The 19,878-nt window shown below is 28.0% G+C and carries 22 protein-coding genes; all 22 read right to left on the bottom strand.

Going from position 1 to position 19,878, the window contains the following annotated elements; all coding sequences use genetic code 11:
• Positions 1–14: 14 nt before the first annotated feature.
• Positions 15–452 carry a divergent PAP2 family protein gene (locus tag CDIF1296T_RS06455; protein ID WP_003428407.1) on the bottom strand — a complete coding sequence of 146 codons (438 nt, stop codon included), beginning with the start codon at positions 450–452 and terminating at the stop codon, positions 15–17.
• A gap of 29 nt (positions 453–481) precedes the next feature.
• Positions 482–1,369, bottom strand: coding sequence for a polyprenyl synthetase family protein (locus CDIF1296T_RS06450; protein WP_009888951.1), 888 nt, complete (start codon positions 1,367–1,369; stop codon positions 482–484).
• Positions 1,370–1,371: 2 nt separating this feature from the next.
• Positions 1,372–1,587, bottom strand: coding sequence for an exodeoxyribonuclease VII small subunit (gene xseB / locus CDIF1296T_RS06445; RefSeq protein ID WP_003428410.1), 216 nt, complete (start codon positions 1,585–1,587; stop codon positions 1,372–1,374).
• Position 1,588: 1 nt separating this feature from the next.
• Positions 1,589–2,794, bottom strand: coding sequence for an exodeoxyribonuclease VII large subunit (gene xseA / locus CDIF1296T_RS06440; RefSeq protein ID WP_009896124.1), 1,206 nt, complete (start codon positions 2,792–2,794; stop codon positions 1,589–1,591).
• The gene (locus CDIF1296T_RS06435) at positions 2,791–3,861 is read right to left on the bottom strand and encodes a Kae1-like domain-containing protein (RefSeq protein WP_018112785.1); all 1,071 of its coding nucleotides are present in this window, start codon (positions 3,859–3,861) and stop codon (positions 2,791–2,793) included. The genes xseA and CDIF1296T_RS06435 overlap by 4 nt, the downstream gene beginning before the upstream one ends.
• The gene (nusB, locus tag CDIF1296T_RS06430) at positions 3,845–4,351 is read right to left on the bottom strand and encodes a transcription antitermination factor NusB (protein WP_003428415.1); all 507 of its coding nucleotides are present in this window, start codon (positions 4,349–4,351) and stop codon (positions 3,845–3,847) included. The genes CDIF1296T_RS06435 and nusB overlap by 17 nt, the downstream gene beginning before the upstream one ends.
• Before the next feature lie 84 nt (positions 4,352–4,435).
• Positions 4,436–4,798 carry an Asp23/Gls24 family envelope stress response protein gene (locus tag CDIF1296T_RS06425; protein WP_003419170.1) on the bottom strand — a complete coding sequence of 121 codons (363 nt, stop codon included), beginning with the start codon at positions 4,796–4,798 and terminating at the stop codon, positions 4,436–4,438.
• Positions 4,799–4,907: 109 nt separating this feature from the next.
• Positions 4,908–5,597, bottom strand: coding sequence for a SpoIIIAH-like family protein (locus CDIF1296T_RS06420; protein WP_003438125.1), 690 nt, complete (start codon positions 5,595–5,597; stop codon positions 4,908–4,910).
• Positions 5,598–5,623: 26 nt separating this feature from the next.
• The gene (locus CDIF1296T_RS06415) at positions 5,624–6,178 is read right to left on the bottom strand and encodes a stage III sporulation protein AG (RefSeq protein ID WP_003428419.1); all 555 of its coding nucleotides are present in this window, start codon (positions 6,176–6,178) and stop codon (positions 5,624–5,626) included.
• A gap of 11 nt (positions 6,179–6,189) precedes the next feature.
• Positions 6,190–6,807 carry a stage III sporulation protein AF gene (locus tag CDIF1296T_RS06410; protein WP_003438123.1) on the bottom strand — a complete coding sequence of 206 codons (618 nt, stop codon included), beginning with the start codon at positions 6,805–6,807 and terminating at the stop codon, positions 6,190–6,192.
• Positions 6,808–6,866: 59 nt separating this feature from the next.
• On the bottom strand, positions 6,867–8,072 hold the full coding sequence (gene spoIIIAE, locus CDIF1296T_RS06405) for a stage III sporulation protein AE (RefSeq protein ID WP_003438121.1): 1,206 nt from the start codon (positions 8,070–8,072) through the stop codon (positions 6,867–6,869).
• A gap of 84 nt (positions 8,073–8,156) precedes the next feature.
• On the bottom strand, positions 8,157–8,534 hold the full coding sequence (spoIIIAD, locus tag CDIF1296T_RS06400; RefSeq protein WP_003428424.1) for a stage III sporulation protein AD: 378 nt from the start codon (positions 8,532–8,534) through the stop codon (positions 8,157–8,159).
• A 24-nt stretch (positions 8,535–8,558) separates the two neighbouring features.
• On the bottom strand, positions 8,559–8,756 hold the full coding sequence (spoIIIAC, locus tag CDIF1296T_RS06395; RefSeq protein ID WP_009888937.1) for a stage III sporulation protein AC: 198 nt from the start codon (positions 8,754–8,756) through the stop codon (positions 8,559–8,561).
• Positions 8,757–8,772: 16 nt separating this feature from the next.
• Positions 8,773–9,294, bottom strand: coding sequence for a stage III sporulation protein AB (locus CDIF1296T_RS06390; RefSeq protein ID WP_003428426.1), 522 nt, complete (start codon positions 9,292–9,294; stop codon positions 8,773–8,775).
• Complete coding sequence (gene spoIIIAA, locus CDIF1296T_RS06385; protein WP_009896114.1) at positions 9,284–10,252, bottom strand: stage III sporulation protein AA; 969 nt, start codon at positions 10,250–10,252, stop codon at positions 9,284–9,286. The genes CDIF1296T_RS06390 and spoIIIAA overlap by 11 nt, the downstream gene beginning before the upstream one ends.
• A 223-nt stretch (positions 10,253–10,475) precedes the next feature.
• On the bottom strand, positions 10,476–12,461 hold the full coding sequence (locus tag CDIF1296T_RS06380) for a fructose-1,6-bisphosphatase (RefSeq protein WP_009896112.1): 1,986 nt from the start codon (positions 12,459–12,461) through the stop codon (positions 10,476–10,478).
• Between the two features lie 88 nt (positions 12,462–12,549).
• Positions 12,550–13,089, bottom strand: a complete 540-nt coding sequence (locus CDIF1296T_RS06375) for a GNAT family N-acetyltransferase (RefSeq protein ID WP_003428430.1) — start codon at positions 13,087–13,089, stop codon at positions 12,550–12,552.
• Positions 13,090–13,294: 205 nt separating this feature from the next.
• Positions 13,295–14,608, bottom strand: a complete 1,314-nt coding sequence (locus CDIF1296T_RS06370) for an APC family permease (protein ID WP_009896109.1) — start codon at positions 14,606–14,608, stop codon at positions 13,295–13,297.
• Positions 14,609–14,629: 21 nt separating this feature from the next.
• Entirely contained in the window at positions 14,630–15,355 is a 726-nt protein-coding gene (locus CDIF1296T_RS06365) for a gamma-glutamyl-gamma-aminobutyrate hydrolase family protein (RefSeq protein ID WP_009896107.1), read from the bottom strand.
• 34 nt (positions 15,356–15,389) lie between these two features.
• Positions 15,390–15,635: a TIGR03905 family TSCPD domain-containing protein gene (locus tag CDIF1296T_RS06360; RefSeq protein WP_003428433.1), complete on the bottom strand. Its 246-nt coding sequence runs from the start codon at positions 15,633–15,635 to the stop codon at positions 15,390–15,392.
• A 350-nt stretch (positions 15,636–15,985) separates the two neighbouring features.
• Complete coding sequence (locus tag CDIF1296T_RS06355; protein WP_018112784.1) at positions 15,986–17,986, bottom strand: sigma-54 interaction domain-containing protein; 2,001 nt, start codon at positions 17,984–17,986, stop codon at positions 15,986–15,988.
• A 30-nt stretch (positions 17,987–18,016) separates the two neighbouring features.
• Positions 18,017–19,735, bottom strand: coding sequence for a tetratricopeptide repeat-containing diguanylate cyclase (locus CDIF1296T_RS06350; protein ID WP_009896103.1), 1,719 nt, complete (start codon positions 19,733–19,735; stop codon positions 18,017–18,019).
• Positions 19,736–19,878: the final 143 nt, after the last annotated feature.

Below are 19,878 nucleotides of genomic sequence, written 5' to 3'. Positions count from 1 at the left end.
TGTAAATTTTCAATTTACATCAATATTAAAGCTGTTACTATTCCAAGTAAAGCTCCAAACCAAACTTCTAGTGGTGTATGACCTATTAATTCTTTTAATTTCTTCTGCTCTATATGCTTTCCATGCTGTATATCTGCCACCATTTGATTTAATATAGTAGCTTGTTTACCAACAGCCCGTCTAACACCTGCTGCATCATACATTATAATTAAGGCAAGCACGGTAATTATAGCAAAATCAGTAGAATTAAACCCTTTTTCAATACCTACCACTGTAGCTAAACTTGTAACAAAAGAACTATGGGAACTAGGCATACCTCCTGAAATAAGTATTCTTGATAACTCAATTCTTTTTTCCTTACCAGTAAATATTTTTATAAATTGTGCTAAGAAACAAGCAATCAGACTTATTCCCAAAGCCCCATTGTTAAAAATCTCCGAAAAAAAATCCATTTTTCCCTCCTCGATTTTAGCTGTATATTTTAGTATTCTCTATCTATTATATATTCAGCCAATCCCTTTAAAAAATCTACATCATCAGATAATTTTTCTATACTTTTCTTTGCTTCATCAATCAAATTATGTGCAATTTCTTTAGATTTATCTAAACCTAAAAGAGATGGGTATGTTGATTTATGATTTTCTATATCACTTCCAACCTTTTTACCTAACTTAGCTTCATCTCCTACTATGTCTAGTATATCATCTACTATCTGGAATGATAATCCGATATTTTTTGCATATTTAGTTATTTCTTCCATTTGTTCAGAATTTGCTCCACCTATAGTAGCTCCTGCTCTCATACAGCCTACCATCATTGCAGCAGTTTTATTCATATGTATATAATCTAATTTTTCTTTTTCAATTTGTTTATTTTCGCTTTCTACATCTACTACTTGACCACCTATCATTCCATATATACCAGCACCTTTGGCAATTTCATTTATAGCTTTTAGATACTTTTCTGGATTTTCTTTATTGATTGAGCCTGCAAGCATTACTTCAAAAGCATAGTTTAACAAAGCATCTCCTGCTAAAATCCCCATAGCTTCTCCATATACTTTATGATTTGTTGGTCTTCCTCTTCTTAAATCATCATTGTCAAGAGCTGGCAAATCATCATGTATTAGTGAATATGTATGTATCATTTCAATTGCAATAGCAAAAGGAATAGCTTCATCTTCATTACCTCCAACTATTTTACAAGCCTCCAATGTAAGTATTGGTCTTAATCTTTTACCTCCAGCACTTAAGCTATAGTTCATAGCTTCAATAACAGTTTTTTGATACCCTTCTTCTTTAGGCATATATTCTTTAAGTACTTTTTCTACAAAACTTGCTTTTTCTTTTAGACATTGTTTAAATTCCAATTTTATTCCTCCTCTATTTTAAAGTCTTCTTCTATTCCCAATTGATTAAATTTACTTATTTTCAATTTAGCATCATCTAAAAGCTTATTACAATGTTTATAAAGGCTTATACCTTCTTCATATAGGCTTAAAGATTCATCCAAGCTAGCATTTTTAGATTCTAATTCACTTAAAATACTTTCTAATCTTTTATAAGCTTCTTCGTAGGTTAAATTCATACTATCCCTCTTTATTTTCAATTTTATCTATCATACATTCTAAATTTCCATCTTTTAATACTATATCTATACTATCCTTTACTTTTAATCCTTTTATACTATTTATTACTTTTCCATTTTTTTGAGTTATACTATAACCTCTATCCATAGTAGCTAATGGACTTAAATTATGGAGTAATGCTCCAATTTTTACTAATTTTTCATCTTCTAATTTTAAATTATTTTCTATTCCAAAAATTATTTTATCATATATTTTGTCTAATTGTATAACTTTATCTTTTATTGTGTACGAATCTAAATAGTTATTTATCTTATTAAATACTGTTTCTAACCTATATTGGTCTAGCTCTATTTGATTTGTAAGAGACTTACTCATCCTACTTTTTATGTTTCCAAGTTTATAGTTTATATCATCCAATGATGGAGTAGCAATCTCAGCTGCTGCTGATGGCGTTGGGGCTCTCATATCAGACACAAAGTCACAAATAGTAAAATCCGTTTCATGCCCAACTGCTGATATTATCGGAATTTGAGAATTAAAAACCTCTCTTGCTACCATTTCATCATTAAAAGACCAAAGTTCTTCTATTGAACCCCCACCTCTACCAACTATAAGTGTATCAACATTCTTCATATGATTGAAAAATCTAATTGCTTCACAGATTTCTTCAGCTGATTTATCTCCTTGAACCGTTACTGGATAAAGCTTTATATTAACTTTCGGATATCTTCTTTTTATTACATTTATTATATCTCTTATAACAGCACCTGTTGGAGATGTTATAACGCCAATTGAGTTTGGCATTTTAGGTATAGGTATCTTGTATTTAGGGTCAAATAATCCTTCTTTATTAAGTTTTTCCTTTAATCTATTAAACTCTATGTGTAAATTTCCTATTCCCTCTATTTCAATTTCATTAATGTATAATTGATACGCACCATCTCTTTCATAGACTGATATATATCCATTAGCTATAATTTTTACACCATTATCTAATTTTAAATTGCGATTAAAATTACTTTTAAAAATTACACAGTTTAACTTTGATGTTTCATCTTTAAGTGATAAATATACATTCCCACTACTATGAACCTTAAAATTAGAAATTTCTCCTTTAACTTTAAGATTAGAAAGTATTGGGTCGTTTATTAAAATTCTTTTAATATATGAGTTTGCTTCACTTATATCTAAAGCTCTTAGTTTCATACTCTTTCTCCTAAAAAGTTATTCAATCCTATTATAGCACACCCGACAGCATTATCAGTTGAATATTGTGGTTCTGTAAAATAAGCTTCTATATGCTTTTTTCTTAACTTCATGCTTAATTCTCTAAGAATATACTTACTTGCAGAAACTCCACCAGCAAATACTACTTCATTTACATTATAAGTTTCACATAAATACACTAAAGATTTAAACATATTTCTAACTACTGAATCTAATACCAATTTAGATATATATTCTTTTTGATTAGTATTATCTCCATTATCATTTATAATCTTATTTACCTGATTTTCTAATCCTGATAAATTCATATACCCATCTCTTACAGAAGTTTTCAGACCACTTTCTATTTTAATATTACAATTTAAAGCATTTTCATCCAAATACTTTCCTGAAGGAAATTTATATCCAAGCTTAATTCCTACTCTATCTATAAGTTGACCAAAGCTAATATCTTTACTTCCTCCAATTATATCTATATTATATCCAAAATTATTGTATAACTTACTTTTATCATCTTTTTTAATACTTATTTTGGCAATTTTACCTAAATTAGTATCACATACATTGTGATGACTATCTTGTTTGCTTGTTAAAAGTATCTCTGTAGTACCACCAGACATATGAACAGAAATAAATTTATTATTATTTTTTAATTTACTATTTAATAAACTTGCTTCAATATGATTCTCTTGATGAGTAGTCTCATAAAACCTACAACCATATATACTAGACAATAATTTTCCAAAATTATGACCTACATTGAATACAGGCATATATGAGTTTTCAACAGGTCTCGGTTTTTTTGATGAGCAAACTCCTTCTACATTAAACTTATCTTTAAAAGATTTTATCCTATCACTAAGAATCCCTAAATTATTGATATGTTGAAATACAGCTTCACTTTGCCTTAAACCTTTTGAATTATCCCTTACTTCTAACATTATTTTTTCATTTAATATAACTTTCTTATCTAAAGAGATAGCTGCTATAGAAGTAGTATAGCAGCTAGTATCAATTCCAATTATTATATTATTTCCCAATTTCATCAACAACACTTCCCAATATACCATTTATAAATTTAGGAGACTTATCATCACAATATATTTTTGCAAGTTCTACTGCTTCATTTATTGATACTTTATTAGGAGTGTCTAGATAAAGTATTTCACACACAGACAATCTAAGTATAGAAACATCTACCTTTGGCATTCTATCTACTGTCCAGTTTTTAGCATGCTTATTTATTAACTCATCTATTTTGTCATGATTTTCTTTCAATGCTTTGCATACTGTATTTATATATTTTTTGTCTATAACATCTTCAATTTCAGTATCTTCTAACTTTAAATTTGTATTTTTTGAGTATTGAAGTGCAAGTTCTTTATATCTATTTATAATATGTTCTGAATTATCTTTTAAAAAATTATCTACTTTATCTTCTAAAGTTTCAAAATCTTCTTTATTAATATTTATTTGGTATATAAGTTTCATTATATATTCTCTTGTTGTACTCTTTTGTGCCCTATCTTTTTTCATCAATCAAAATTCTCCTTTAAGTTTAATTATCCATATAAAATCAATTACCAGCAAAAAACCCTCTGACTTTTCAGAGGGCTAATATTAATTTTTCTTAGTTGCTTTTGCTTCTTCTTTATCAACTTTATCCTTCTTAAAGCTGATTCCTTGAATGTGTATATTTACTTGAGAAACCTTCAGTCCTGTCATTGTCTCAACAGTATTTTTTACATTTTCTTGAACTTTAAAAGCTGTATCTGGTATTGACATTCCATACTTTATCGTAACCATTACATCTAAATTAACATCCTCTTCTTCGATTTGTATTTTTACTCCATTATTTTTTAACAACTTATCTGTTAATGTTGCTGTAGTTTCTATGCCTTCAACTTCTAATGCTGCTAAACCAGCTATTGTAGCTATTACATCATTAGATATTTTTACTTGTCCAAATTTATTATCTTCCATATTAAAACTTACCTCCTGATTTTAAGGAACTATTTTTATAAGTATAATAATACCAAATACAAGTCTACTTTGCAAGAAAATAACCTCAGTTAATTCTGAGGTTTATACTTTACTTATTACTATTATTATTTGTAAGTTTAATATTTTCATACTTCACATTGGCTTGTTCTGCAACTAAATCAAATATTTTTGCTGCATCTTTCTTTTCTAATTTAGCTTCATTTACAACTACATTAACTTTGTTATCGCTTATATAAACTAACGCTTCTTCATACCCTTTTGTACTCAAAAGGTTTTCTATTTGAAGTTCTTTTTCTTGAATTTTAACTATATTTAATTTCATATTAGAAGCTTCTTTTCTAGATTCTTCTGTTGTAGATGGATTATTTATCATTTCATTTAAATCTTGAACTAACTCATTTCTTTGTTTTTCTCTATTCATTTTCATATCTAAAATATAAGATGCCTTTTTCATATTTTTCTCTGATGATAATTGAGCTTTTATTTCCTTACTTGTCTCAGTTGCCTTTTCTTTTACTTTACTAGCTTTGCTATCAACTATATCAATATCAGCACTTTCCTTACCATCTTGTTTATCTATATTACTAGAATCCTCTGTCTTACTACTATCACTCTCATCAGTATTTTTTTGTAACTGTGCTTCTTCATATGCCTTAAACTCTTTTGATGTTTCTAATAAAGATTTCTTACTTAATTGATAATTCACTGTTCCTACTACCACTAACATTGCAGTTAAAGTTATTATTACAAATCCTCTTCCCTTATAATTAAACTTCATTCATTTATCCCCCCGGTTATATGTATTTATTTAGAATATATTTCTACTTGATGACCAGCTACTTGTAATGATGTTTGTACTGCACTATAAAGTGTCTCTTTAACACTTGGGTCACTTGCTCCACTTGCTACCACTATCACTCCCTTTATCTTTGGCTCTGTAGTTTTTATAACTACAGGGTCACTTGAATTTGAAGTTATCATTGTTTTATTTTCACTAGAAGTCGTAACTGTTCTTTCTCCACCTTGTGCATCTTTTTCCTCTGTTGTTTCTGTTGTATTATTTGAATTAAAAGCAGGTTGTATTTCTTCACTTGATTCAAATGTAACCATTACATCAACGTCTCCTGCACCATCAATTTTAGATAGTATTGCTGTTAATTTTGACTCTAAATCATCTTTTTCTTGTTCTTTAGTGACTTGCTTTTCAGCATTTTTATTAGTCTCTGTTTTTCCAACTTGTTTATCGCTTTTGCTACTAGGAAAACAAGATAATAATACTAATGAAACCACACATATTCCTGCTATAGTTATTAGTGAATATACCTTTCTCTTATCTTTGTCATTTAAGTTTTTCAACATTCTCCCAACTCCTATTTATCAATTTGTATATCTTCTATAGAAACATCCAGCACCTTTATTAAGTCGTTTTTTAATTTTTCTTCATTTAGGTTCAACCCATACTCTGTACCTTTTTTGAAGACTTGTTTAGAATTTTCTTTGTCATTAGAGTTTATGTTTTCTTCCTCTCTTTTAGTACTATTATTTTTATTTTCTTCATTGGAACTGTTATTACTTTTTGCACTATTATTCTTTTCTTTTATTTTTATATTATTTATATTTGCCCCATTAAGCTCTATATCTTCTAAATCATAACCATATTCATCAAGTTTTAATTTAAGTACTTCTTTTAACCCATCCTCATATCCCTTGGATAGACTATTATTTCCAGTCTCTTTTGCCAAAGCATTTGTACTATCTACATACTGCTTGTTGTAGTTTCCCATAGATTTTAATATTCTATCTTCTAAACTCATATCTTTTGAAAAAAATCCTACTACTGGAGTTATTACAATAAATACAAACATAAAGTTTAAAACTAGGTTGACATAAGGTTTTATCTTAGAACTTGGTAAAATCATATCTACTATATTTACTATAAATGCTCCTATCAAAACACTAACTATCCATGCCTTTATGCCCTCTAACATAGCATCCTCCTCTCTAAAAATATTAGATTAAATGTAATTATTTTTCACTGATATATAAATTACCCTTGACTTACGACACTTATCGAGGTCAAGATAGCTACAGTTACAAAGAACATTACTGTTATAGCAATTACTGATGCTAGCATTATTATCATTAAATTTGCCACTTCATTTAAAAAATTAGATATTCCATCCTCTCCAACAGGTTCTACAATTATTGCTGCTAATTTGTACACTACTATTACTGATAAAATTTTTATTACTGGAAGTAAGCAAATTCCAACAAGTAAGATAAGCCCTATTCCTCCAAATATATTTTTTATAAGCTGAGATGAAGATAATAAAATATCCACAGAGTCAGATACAAATCCACCTACAACAGGAATAAAATTACCTATAGCAAATTTAGCAGTCTTCACACTGAATTTATCAAAACTGGTTACATACAGTCCTTGTATGGATACAAGACCTAAGTAAACAGTAAACATAGCTCCAATAGAAACATAATTTATTTGTTTTACAAAGGAGAAAAATCTCTTTAGCCTTATATTTTTTGATAAATTGTTTATTATTAAAATTCCAAATGCAACAGTAATAGATACAAATAGAAAATTTTTAAAAAATACATTTATAAATGTTACTCCTCCTATGAAGATAGGATTCAAAGTAGTCGACGTTATTGGGAATCCAATTAAAAGTAAAAATGTTATTAATATTGGCATTATAACTTGCATAAGACCTACAGTATGGTCTATTGCATCATAGCAAATCTGTAATACATCTTTAAAACCAATAAGTGTAAGTGATACCATTGTGATAAATATTATATATGTTGCTATTTGACTTACTGCACCTGATGAAAAAGAGTTTTCCAGACTCTTTAAAATAGATGATAGCAGAGCCAGTACCAAAATTACTGCTACTACCTTTAAACTTGCTTTAAATTCATCAAACATCAATATCTTCAATCCATCTTTATTGAATAAATCTAAGATATTTTTTTCTCCACTAATTAAATCTTTTACAAATGATTTTAAATTAACATCATTAATAACTATTTCTTTATTTATATAGTCTTGAATCTCATTTATATCTAGCTTGTCTAATTGACCATCTATATACTTATCTATGCTATTTTTTGTTTCACCATATTCTTTATCTTCACTACTTGGTACTTCATTAGCAAATATCATAATAGCAAAGATATTTACAAAAAAGAAAGTAAATAAAAAACCTATAATCATTGGTAAAAATCTTTTTTTCATAAGCAACCATGCCTCTCTTCACTCTATAAACCTCAATACAACGAAAGCTCTCTAATATACTTATATTCATTCCAAGATACACATCTATGGAATTATATTCACCACCATTTCTACAATGGACAAAAGTATAGGGAAAGACATTGACATAACTATTATTTTACCTCCAAATTCTAGTTTTGAAGCAATGTTTCCTTCCCCACAATCTTTACAAAGTTGTATCGCAAATTCCATTAAGTATGCTATCCCAATTAATTTTATTATTAATGATATATACATAGTCGGGATGTTAGCCTTGTTAGCCAAATCTTGTATACTATCTACTATAAAATTTAGCTTAAACATAACTGACAATAGTATTATTACTCCAGTTATTATAGCTATGAAATTTGCTATCTCTGGTCTATCTTTTTTAATTACTAAACAGAGTGTAGTTGAAATGATTGCAATTCCTATTAATTGCATTATTTCCAAATTACTCCCTCCTCTTTAGTAAAGTTGAAACATTGTTCTTACAGTATTAAACAAGTCACTTATTTCTGTTATTACCATACCCAATACGATTATTACACCTGCTAATGTAGTAAGACCTGCCCAATCTTTTCTATCTGTTTTTTCCAATATCATATTCAATACTGATATTAGAATACCGACACCTGCAACCTTTAATATCAATGATATTTCCATAATAAACCTCCCCATATTAAATCAATATAATACATATACCTATACCTATGAATGTCACTAATTTTTTATACAATACGCCTTTTTTGTTTATATCTTCCTTTGTCTCATAGGTTTGTTTTTTCAAATTTTCTATAGATAAATCTATCATTCTTTGTTGTGACTCTATATCGCTTTTCCCTAAAGTAAGTATTAGATTTTTCAGTTCCTCAATTTCTTTATTGCCTAGATAAGTTTCTTTACTTAATACATCAATATTTTCTGATATTATTATTTCCAAAGTTTTACTTTGTTCATTGTGAAGTCCTTCTGATATTTGATAGAAAAATTTCCAAAAACAAAACTCTTTATTTCCACCTATCCTATTAAAGATTTCTTCTAATGTATAAAGTCCAAAAGATAAATCCATCCTCAAAATTTCTAAAACTCTTATTAAATCGTTTAATTGTTTATGTCTACGAGTATAAGTTTTGTATATTTGTTCACCTATCAAATAACTACTTCCTATCAAGAAAGCTATAATAATTATTTTAATTTGCAAAATACCATCTCTTTTCTTCTAAATCATAAATTTTTTCAATTGTTCCTGCTCCTCTTTTTGCAGAAAGAATTATAACCTTTTTAAATAACTCTTTATCCAGAAGTCTATTTAATTCTTTTCTATTTTGTATATCCTCTATTGAATCTCCATGCACAGTAGTTATTAATCCTATACCTCCATTTAATGCTGTGTATAATGCCTTTATTTCTTTTTCACTTCCAATTTCATCTGTCACAATAACATTTGGTGACATAGACCTTAAAAGCATTGTAATACCCAAGTCTTTTGGGCAAGTTTCTATTATATCAGTCCTTATTCCCACATCCATTTGTGGAACACCTAGATAAGATCCTGCTATCTCATTACGCTCATCTACTAAAGCCACTTTTAAACCTTTAAATCCATAATCTTCATTACCATTACTTAAATTTCTTACTATATCTCTTATTAAAGTTGTTTTTCCACATTGAGGTGGTGATATTATCAAAGTATTATTAATCTGATTTTTTCCCTTTATGATATGACTTAAAATCTTATCCGAGCATCCAATAATTTCCCTTGATACCCTTATATTTAAAGATGATATATGCTTTATATTTTTGACTTGTCCATCTTCTACTATTGCTTTTCCAACTAACCCTACTCTATGACCTCCTCTCAAAGTTATGAATCCTTTTTTTATGTCATCCATAAATGAATGTATTGAATATTTACATATTATTTGAAAAGTTTGCTCTACATCTTCTCTTGTTACTACATATGAGTTTTGTTGATTTAAATCAAGTGTCATAGTTTTTTGATTGTAAAAATAATCTTTAGAGTTTGCATTTAGTATCAATGGTTTTTGTGAGCGTAACCTAATTTCTTCTATGTTCAGATTATTGTTTGAGACTTTTTCTACCTTTTCTCTTATAGTTGTAGAAAGAGAGTTTATTATTTCATCAGAAAGTTTATTCATCTCTTGTCCTCCTCCTTTGTTTATATAATTCTATTTATAAAGGACAAGGAATATAACCAAAACATCTATATTTTTTTAATAATGTTTATAAATAAAAAAAGTGAACCCATTTATCTTGGATTCACTTAGTAAGTATAATATAAACTACTATTATTAATCTTTATAATATATTTAATAAGTATTAACAAAAAGACACTTCAATCATGAAGTGCCTCTATAACATCTACATTTCTTTTATTAGCCCTTTCTTATACGCCATTAAAAGTAGTTTTAAATCTTCTATTTCCTCTTGTATCTTTACTCCTTCATCAGTATCTCTCACCATTTTTCTCTTTGCCTTATGCTCTACTACAACAGTTGTCGATAAGATATCACTTTCATTTGCAATGGCTTCTTCAGCAGAATTAAATGGTTCATGCGATACTAATTGCAAAGTTCTAGAATTGTATATCAAAGTGTATCCAGCTATACCAGTAGTTTTTTGGTAAGCCCTAGAAAAACCACCATCTATAACGAGAATTTTACCATTAGCTTTTATTGGGCTCTCTCCATTTTTACTCTCCACAGGAACATGACCATTTATTATATGAGATTCATCAAGTTCTAAATCAAATTCTTCAAATAATCTTTTACAAGCCATCTCATTTTCTCTAAGTTTAAAATATGGGTTCTTATTTTCTTTATGAGTCTCTTTTTCAGCTATAAAGTATCTTTCAAATGTAGTCATATCATCTTTACCAAATAATGATGAACATTTCCCAGTCCATAAATACCACATAATATCCATGCCATACAGTTTTTCTTCTGCCTTATCTTTAAAGAAAAATCCTTCTCTTGCTAGAGACTCCATCTTATCCATAAGAGCCTTACCTTTATACTCTTTTCCCATTATATTCATAGACATAAAGCTTCCATCTTCATTTAACGGTACACATCCATGAATCAGTAAATTTGAGTTAGCCTTTAAATATATACTTCCTTTAGAAAACAAAAATGAAACATGTTTTTGTAATTTTTCACTACCTCTAAATGAAGATACTAATTTATCAATAACATTTCTTTCTTCCATAGTTAATTTATATGGGTCTTTTTTGTCTATTGTAGGTAAATAAGTATCTTTTAATTTATATGTTTTACCTTTTAAATTAATCGTACCTTCATCATAGTTTATCATATTAAGCAAGAGTCTATGTTCCATTTCAAATTCAGGTCTTCGTCTTATAACCTCACCTTCAAGCTTAAATTGAATTATACTTATTGCTTTGTGCATTTTTGCCATTAAAGACTTTTCTGTTGTTGTTACACTTTGGTCATTAACCTTTGGAATAAATTCTTTACAAGGGTCATCTTTATACATTTCTATAGCAAAAGTGGCCAAAGGCAACAGATTTATTCCATATATGTCTTCTACAATGTCTAAATTCGCATATCTAGCTGATATCCTCAGTGCATTTGCTATACAAGTTTTTTCACCTGAGGCTGCACCCATCCACAATATATCATGATTTCCCCATTGAATATCTACACAATGATGTTCAATAAGCTTATCGACAATTATATCTGGTCTTGGACCTCTATCATAAATATCTCCTATTACATGAAGTCTATCTACAACCAATTTTTGTATAACTGTAGAAATAGCAATTATAAACTCCTTAGCTATTCCTATGTCAACTATTGTTTCAACTATACTTTTATAGTACTCTTCTTTATGTTCACTTTTAACATGCTCATGCAAAAGTTCTTCTATTATGTATTTAAAATTTTCTGGTAACAGTTTTCTAACTTTAGACCTAGTATATTTGCTAGAAGCATATTTACAAAGTTCTATAAGTCTATAAATATTTATTCTATAAAAATCATCTATATTTTCCTCTTGCTTAATTATTAGGTCTAACTTTTGTTCAGGATAATATACAAGAGTTGCTAACATTTTTTTTTCGCTGTCTCTTATTGTATTTGAAAACAATTCTTCTATTTTTCTCTTTATTACACCAGAACCATTTTTTAATACATGTACAAATGGTTCATATTCACCATGTACATCTGTTATAAAATGCTCTGTTCCCTTTGGAAGATTTAATATAGCCTCTAAATTTATTATTTCTGTACTTGCTTTTGATATACTTGGATATTGTTTTGATAATAACTTTAAATACTTAAGCTTGCTGTTTAAATAATCATCTGATATTTTACACAGATTTTTCATAATTCGTCCTCCAAAATTATATTAAGTTATATTCTTTTTTAATTATACCATACTTAATATACTTTTTTCGAGATAAAATGTACACTAATTATATTCCCAATAAAAGTGACATTCCTATTAAATCAGTATAAACACCATTATAATAACATTCTTTCTTTAGTATGCTTTCTACTTCAAATCCAACTTTTTTGTATAATCCTATAGCATTATAATTTTCTTCATTAGTGACAAGAGTTATCTTCTTGGTTATTCCATTTGATTTACACCATTCTATAAGGTCTAACATAAGCCTTTTACCCAATCCAATTCCCCAATATTTTTCTTTTACAACAATTCCTAATACTCCAACATGCTTTCCTTTTGCTTTTTGATTAGAATCAATCGTTGCAATCCCAACTATTTCACCATCTATAAATGCAATCAGTTTAACAGAATTATCAGATGCTTTTGCTGATTCTATAGCATTTTCTTGTTCCTCCAAAGATATTTTATATTCATCCTTTCCAAATGACAGAAAATGAGTTTCTCCACCCACTTCATTATAAAAATCTATAATGCTTTGAGCATCTTCCCTTACTCCTTCTCTAATAAGTACGTCTACACCATTTTTTAATGTTATTGTTGGCATAAATTTACCTCCTAATAAGTTTTTTGTCTATAAACATAATACTATTGTTCTTCTATTGTTACAATATTTTTCACTTATTGATAACAATTTAAGGCTATATTAAAATAAAAAATTAATAATATTTTAATATAGCCTTATAGATACTTATTTGTATTTAATTTTCTGCCAATGTCTAACTTTAACTCAATAAACTGTTATAACATAATTAAACTATTTTCTTTAAATTTTCACCATAGACTTTTCTATTATAAGACTTCATTATAAAGTATAATGGTACTCCAATTGCCAAAGCTCCTAATCCCATAATTAATTGATGCATAGATGCTTGGAATAATAACCATGTTCCAACACATACAGCAATTAGAGGAATCACTGCTCCAAAAGGAGTTTTAAAAGTACCTACTAATTCTGGTCTTTTCTTTCTAAACACTAATACGGATAAAGATGTTGGTATGTATTGTATGAATCTAGCAACTGCACTTATTGCTGCTAATTCAGCAAAACTTCCAGATAGAGCTATTGGTATAGTGATTAACATAGTAGCTATTATCGCTACATATGGTGTACCTTTTTTATCTTTTCTTGCAAATATTCTCGGTAACATTTTATCATCAGCTAAAGCTACACAACTTCTTGGATTTACAAAAGCACCACACATACAAATTCCACCAACAGAAACCAATGTTCCAAAGGTAACCAATCCAGCTCCCATATTTCCAAAGCATATTCTTGCAGCATCTGCCACTGGTGTAGATGTACTAGATAATGAATCTCCTAGTATACCAACACATACAACTTGATTTAATATATATATTATTGATGCAATTACTATTACACTTATAATTGCTATTGGTATATTTTTTTGTGGATTCTCCATATCTTCTGCTGCAACTGCTATAGATTCAAATCCTGTAAATGAATAAAACATTAAAAGTGCTGCTGCTCCAAACTCTGTTGCTCCAGCTCCTGGAGGTACCATTGTTGAAGAAGTAAAATTAACTCCTTTTATAAAAAATATACCTATTCCTATAAATAGTATTAATGGAATTAGTTTACCTACAGTTATAACATTTTGTACAATTTTTGATAGAGATACACCTAATAAGTTTATAATTGTAAGCCCAACTATCATGGCTACAATTATAATTTTTTGTATATGTGGTTCACCTGCTGGAGCCCATACTGCTGATAATGATGTAGGAAAACCTACTATTAAAGCTCCCCAAGAAATACATCCTATTACCCATTTCATAAGACCTACTTCAAAACCACAAAAATCTCCAAAAGCTTCTTTTGTATATACATAGGCAGCACCATTTTTATTGAATTTACCTGCAACCTCAGCAAAACAGAATGCCATAGATAAAACTAACAACATATCAAATATATATACAAATATACTTGCTACACCAAATGATTTCATTGCATCTCCTGGTAATAGAAAAACTCCAGCTCCTACTACTGCATTAATACCTAAAAGTATAATACTTATTAATCCCATTTTGTTCTTTTCGTTCATGTTCAATCCCCCCAAGGTATATTATAAATTCGAACAAATATTTATAAAATATTTAAATAGTTTTTCCATTTTATCACAGTAATCTACCATCATTTCTGGATGCCACTGTACTCCTACTACAAAATTTTCATCCTCTTTCTCAATAGCTTCTATCATACCATCTTTTGAGTATGCTATGGCTTTTAATCCTTTTCCAAGCTGATTGACACTTTGATGATGATAACTATTTGTAAGTAATTGTTTTCCTAAAATTCCCTCTAAAATACTTCCTTCTTTAACATCAACTTTATGAGTAGCTACATGTCTTTTAGAAGATTGTGTATGTTTTATATAACTTCCTTCTATAAGATTATTATCTTGATATAAAGTTCCTCCTAAACTTACATTTAAAATTTGTAGTCCCCTACATACACCTAATATAGGCTTTTTAAGTTCTAATGCTATACTTATTGCAATTAAATCAAATTCATCCACTTCTGGATATATAAATGTCGTTTCTTCTCTTGTTTCTTCTCCATACAGTTGAGGATTGATATCCCATCCCCCAGATATTAAGACTCCATCAACCATTTCAATCTGTTTTTTTATAACTTCTTTATCTGTATTTACAGGAATTATTACTGGACTACCGCCACCTTTTAGCACTGCATTTATATAATCATTATTTACATATGACCTTTCAAGACCTGGAAACATACCATTTTCCATTATTATTAAATTTCCTAAAATCCCTATTATTGGTTTCATAATTAAACTCCTAACTAATCGATTGTTTTATGTATTACTTTATATTCATATAATTTTCCAATGCTAGAGACAGTTGGTCTGGGCAAGATGTTGGCTTTGTTTTACACTCTATTCCTTTTAACTTTTGTATTACATCTTCTATATTCATGCCTTCAACTAATACTTTTAGCCCTTTTAAATTTCCATCACATCCACCTATAAAGTTTACATTTGTAACTTTATTTTCTTTTACTTCAAATTCAATTTCTGTAGCACAAGTCCCTGTTGTTTTGTATTTCATCATTAAACCTCCCAATTATTTTGTCGTCTTATCTCTATAATTAGCAATATGTATGCCAAAATCTATAATTATTTTTATTTATTATTTATCTAGTATTTTCAATAGTTTTATTAGTTGTATTTTTTACTTCTAATTCTATGTACACTTTTCTTACAAATAAAAATAGGTAATGGGTTATTCTAACTTAACCTATTACCTATCTAATCCTATTTTAAAAACCTATTAATATTTAAGTGTAAATTACAATATTCTTTCTGACATAATATAAATTAATCTCTATAAATATAAAAGTTTATTATTATTTAAATATCTAAATTCAAAATATGTGATTTCAATATCAAATACTTAGCTTAATTTATATTATTATAAAGTTTTATCCCCTCTGAGGTTATTTGACTTCCTCCTCTACCAGATTTAGATGATATGTATCCACATTCACTTAAATAAGATAGCACCTTTCTAACTTTGCTTTCAGAAATCTCAATACCTTCCTGTATAAGCTTTTCGATTATAAACCCTCTTCCAATTCCAGAGGATGACTCTCTTCTTTCATATAGAATCCTCAGTATTTCCTCAAATTCTTTTCTTGTATAACCAAATCCATCTTCATAATTGTTAGCACATTCTACCCTTATATATGGTGGTAAGTCATCTCTAAAAACCATACTATCACACATTAGACTTACATAAGAAGCAACATTTTGTAACTCTCTTATATTTCCTGGCCAATTATATTTTTCTAAAATAGTTATAACTTCTGGCGAAAGTCTTATATTGTTTTTCAAAAAGAAATTCATAAGTGTTATTATATCTTCTTTTCTATTCCTCAATGATGGTACATCTATTGGCAATACATTTAGTCTATAATACAGGTCCTCTCTAAATTTTCCTTCTCTAATCATCTTTAGTAAGTTTTTGTTTGTTGCTGCTATGACCCTAACATCTATGTTTATAACATTATGGGAACCTATAGGCATAACCTGCTTTTCTTGTAATACCCTTAGTAACTTTGTCTGTAGCAATGGAGGCATATCTCCAATTTCATCCAGAAATATAGTTCCATTATTAGCAAGTTCAAATAGACCCTTTTTTCCTTCTCTTAAAGCTCCTGTAAAAGAGCCTTTTTCATATCCAAACAGTTGACTTTCTAATAGACTATCTGGAACTGCTGCACAATTAACTGCTATAAACGGTTGATTACTTCTATTGGAAGCATTATGAATTGATTGTGATAATAATTCTTTACCAGTACCACTTTCTCCTATTATTAATACAGAAAGGTCTGATTTAGATATTTTTTTAGCCAATTCTACACACTTTACCATATTTTTATTTTTAGTTTTTATATCTTTAAATGTATATCTTGCTATCTGACCTTGTTCTCTTAATTTATTAGTAAGATTTTGTTCTAATTTTTTTATATACGTTATTTCTTGTAAGTTATAATATATCCCAGCTTTATTCCCCATAGAAAAAATATTTTTTTTATTTACATTTATATATTTTTTATTTGTAAATACCACTTCATCAATTATTTCTTTGTCTTCAAGTAAAATATTTAAATCTTCAGAAATGATATCTTCTATGTTTTTGCCTTGTGGATTTTCATTTATACCTAAAATTTTTAAAGCTTCTTTATTAAATGTGTTTATTATACCATCTGCTGAAGTAAATATTATTCCATCTTTTGATAGATTCAATATAACATCTTGTTCTTCTATTTTTAAAAACAGTTGCCTATAATTATCTTTAACTCCATTATCTAAACTTATTAAACTCTCAGAATATGCCATTAAATTTTTACGTATTTCTTTAACATCTATTCTAAGACCATTTATTATTTCTATAAAGGTAGATATATCAATATATCTATTTCCAAGGTCGATTACTTTATTTATATAACTTGGTACTTTTCCCTTTACTCCAGGCGTTATAGCTATGTCTATATTTTTATAAATTTTTCCTTCAATATATGGAGTAAACTTTAAATTTTTTACTCCTATTTTGTAAAATAAGCTTATCGTTTCTAAGGTAGTTTCTTTTGTATCATTTACAACCAATACTTCAGTTCCATTTGGTATTGAAAATAATCCATATATTTCATTTTCTTTAAGTGTTCTCCTTATCACTATAATCTTACTATCTTGTACTAAATGCTTTCTCATACTGTTTAATCTATCGTCATTCATTACTAGTACAAAATCACCTTGTATTTTATCATTCTCTTTTAAAACTTCCAGATAATAGTGGTTTATATCAATATAATTACCTAAAACCAAACGTATATTTTCTTCTAAGAAAGATGATAGTTTAGTTATTTTATCAGTTACTATAGCTATTGATTGTTTCATATTTATACCTCTTATTTATATAGTATATAATTACTTATATACTACTTTATTTCTACCAAGTTGTTTTGCTTTATATAAATTTTTATCAGCTTCTTCTAGTACATCTTTGCTATCTGAAATATGAGCTACACCTGCACTTATAGTCACAGTCACATCATCATTCCACTTTTTATTTGCAATTGCAACCCTTATACTGTCAATTATATCTGCTACTTCCTCACCAGATTTATTTCTTATTAATACAGAAAATTCTTCTCCTCCGTACCTAAAGACTTTATCATCTTGTTCTAACATAACACAAATGGTATTTGTTATTCCCTTTATAACAGTGTCACCAAATTTATGTCCATAATTATCATTTATGAGCTTGAAATTATCAATATCTATCATCACAAGTGCAAAATTATCATCTTTCTCTCTGTACTTTTCATACATAATATCAAAACTTTTTCTATTATAAACATTTGTAAGACCATCATGTAAATTTTGTGCTTTAAAATACTTCAATCGGTTGTATAAAAAAGTAGACCCTAATATAGCAATTAAAATTACGGTAAATAATATTTTATAATATTTTATTTCTTTTTTAGTTTTTTCAAATAGCTTACTTTCGTTTGATACTTTATCAATTATATAGAAACTAGTCTCTGAATCTCTTATACTTTTGTTCTCTTTATATTCATTTATTAACATCTTTTGATACTCATTTAAAGATTCTATATTTCCTTGTTTTTCATATATATTTAATATCTTATTTAAATTTTTTATTTTCTCCTGGGTTAACTTTCTTTTGGTAGATATCTCTAAACTTTTTTTATAATTATCTATTGCAGAATTATAATTTTCGCTTTTATATTCTAAGTTTCCCATTGCCATATAATAGTACATATCTTTATCTAATATATAAACTGTTCTATCTGATTTTATAAGATAATCAGCTTTTTCTAAAAAAGTCTTTGCCTTTTGTATATTATTTTTGCCCACATACGCATTTGACTGCATTATAGAGGCCATTATATCAAAATCATTGTAATTATCCGTATTTACAAACTTTTTATAATCTTTTATCCTGCTACTTATTTCAATAGCTTTATCATATTCTCCCTCTTCTACATATATTTCTGCTAGATTTATAATAGCATATAATCTAACCATTCCATTTTTTTCACCTTCATCAATATCTATTTTAAAAGAATCCTTTATTAATTTCTCTCCTGTTTCATAGCCACCTATCTTTAAAAATATGCTCGCCAAATCAACATCTAGTCTTGCTTTTTCATAATTATTCCCCAATTTCTCAGCCAACTTTATAGACTTTACAGTTAAATCTACTGCCTTAGAATAATTATTATCCATTATATACACTGATGCTAATCTTTTTTCTATATTAAATCTACATTCATCAGATAATTTCACATCTGATTCTCTCATCTTTTCTAAAGAATCAATGACTATCTTCGTTCCATCTGGAACATATGAAATAGTCTTTAACATATCCCAAACTTCATTATATACTTTATTGTATTTTTTTTCTGGAATAGATTCAAAAGAAGTCTTAACCACTTTTTTTGCTTCATCATACTCCTTATCTGCCACAAGGCTTTCAGACATATATTTTCCCTTATTTATAATTTCTCTTTCTTTCAATCCATTTTGGTCATACTTTATAAACAAAATAATACTAATAAGTATTATACATATAAAAATTATCTTTTTGGGTAACCTTTTCTTTGGTAGTCTAAAATTCAAAATTTTAGTCCTCCTTTTGTATATTGTAGAATGAAAACTTGCATATATAAATAACCTCTTAATAATTAATAATACAATATATCAAAATGATTTACAACATATCCTAGACTTAAATCTTAATAAAAAAGTCTCCTAAAATAATT

The organism is Clostridioides difficile ATCC 9689 = DSM 1296 (assembly GCF_001077535.1).
Lineage (GTDB): Bacteria > Bacillota > Clostridia > Peptostreptococcales > Peptostreptococcaceae > Clostridioides > Clostridioides difficile.
Note: the sequence above shows the minus strand (reverse complement) of the source record. Positions and strands in the feature narration are given on the sequence as shown.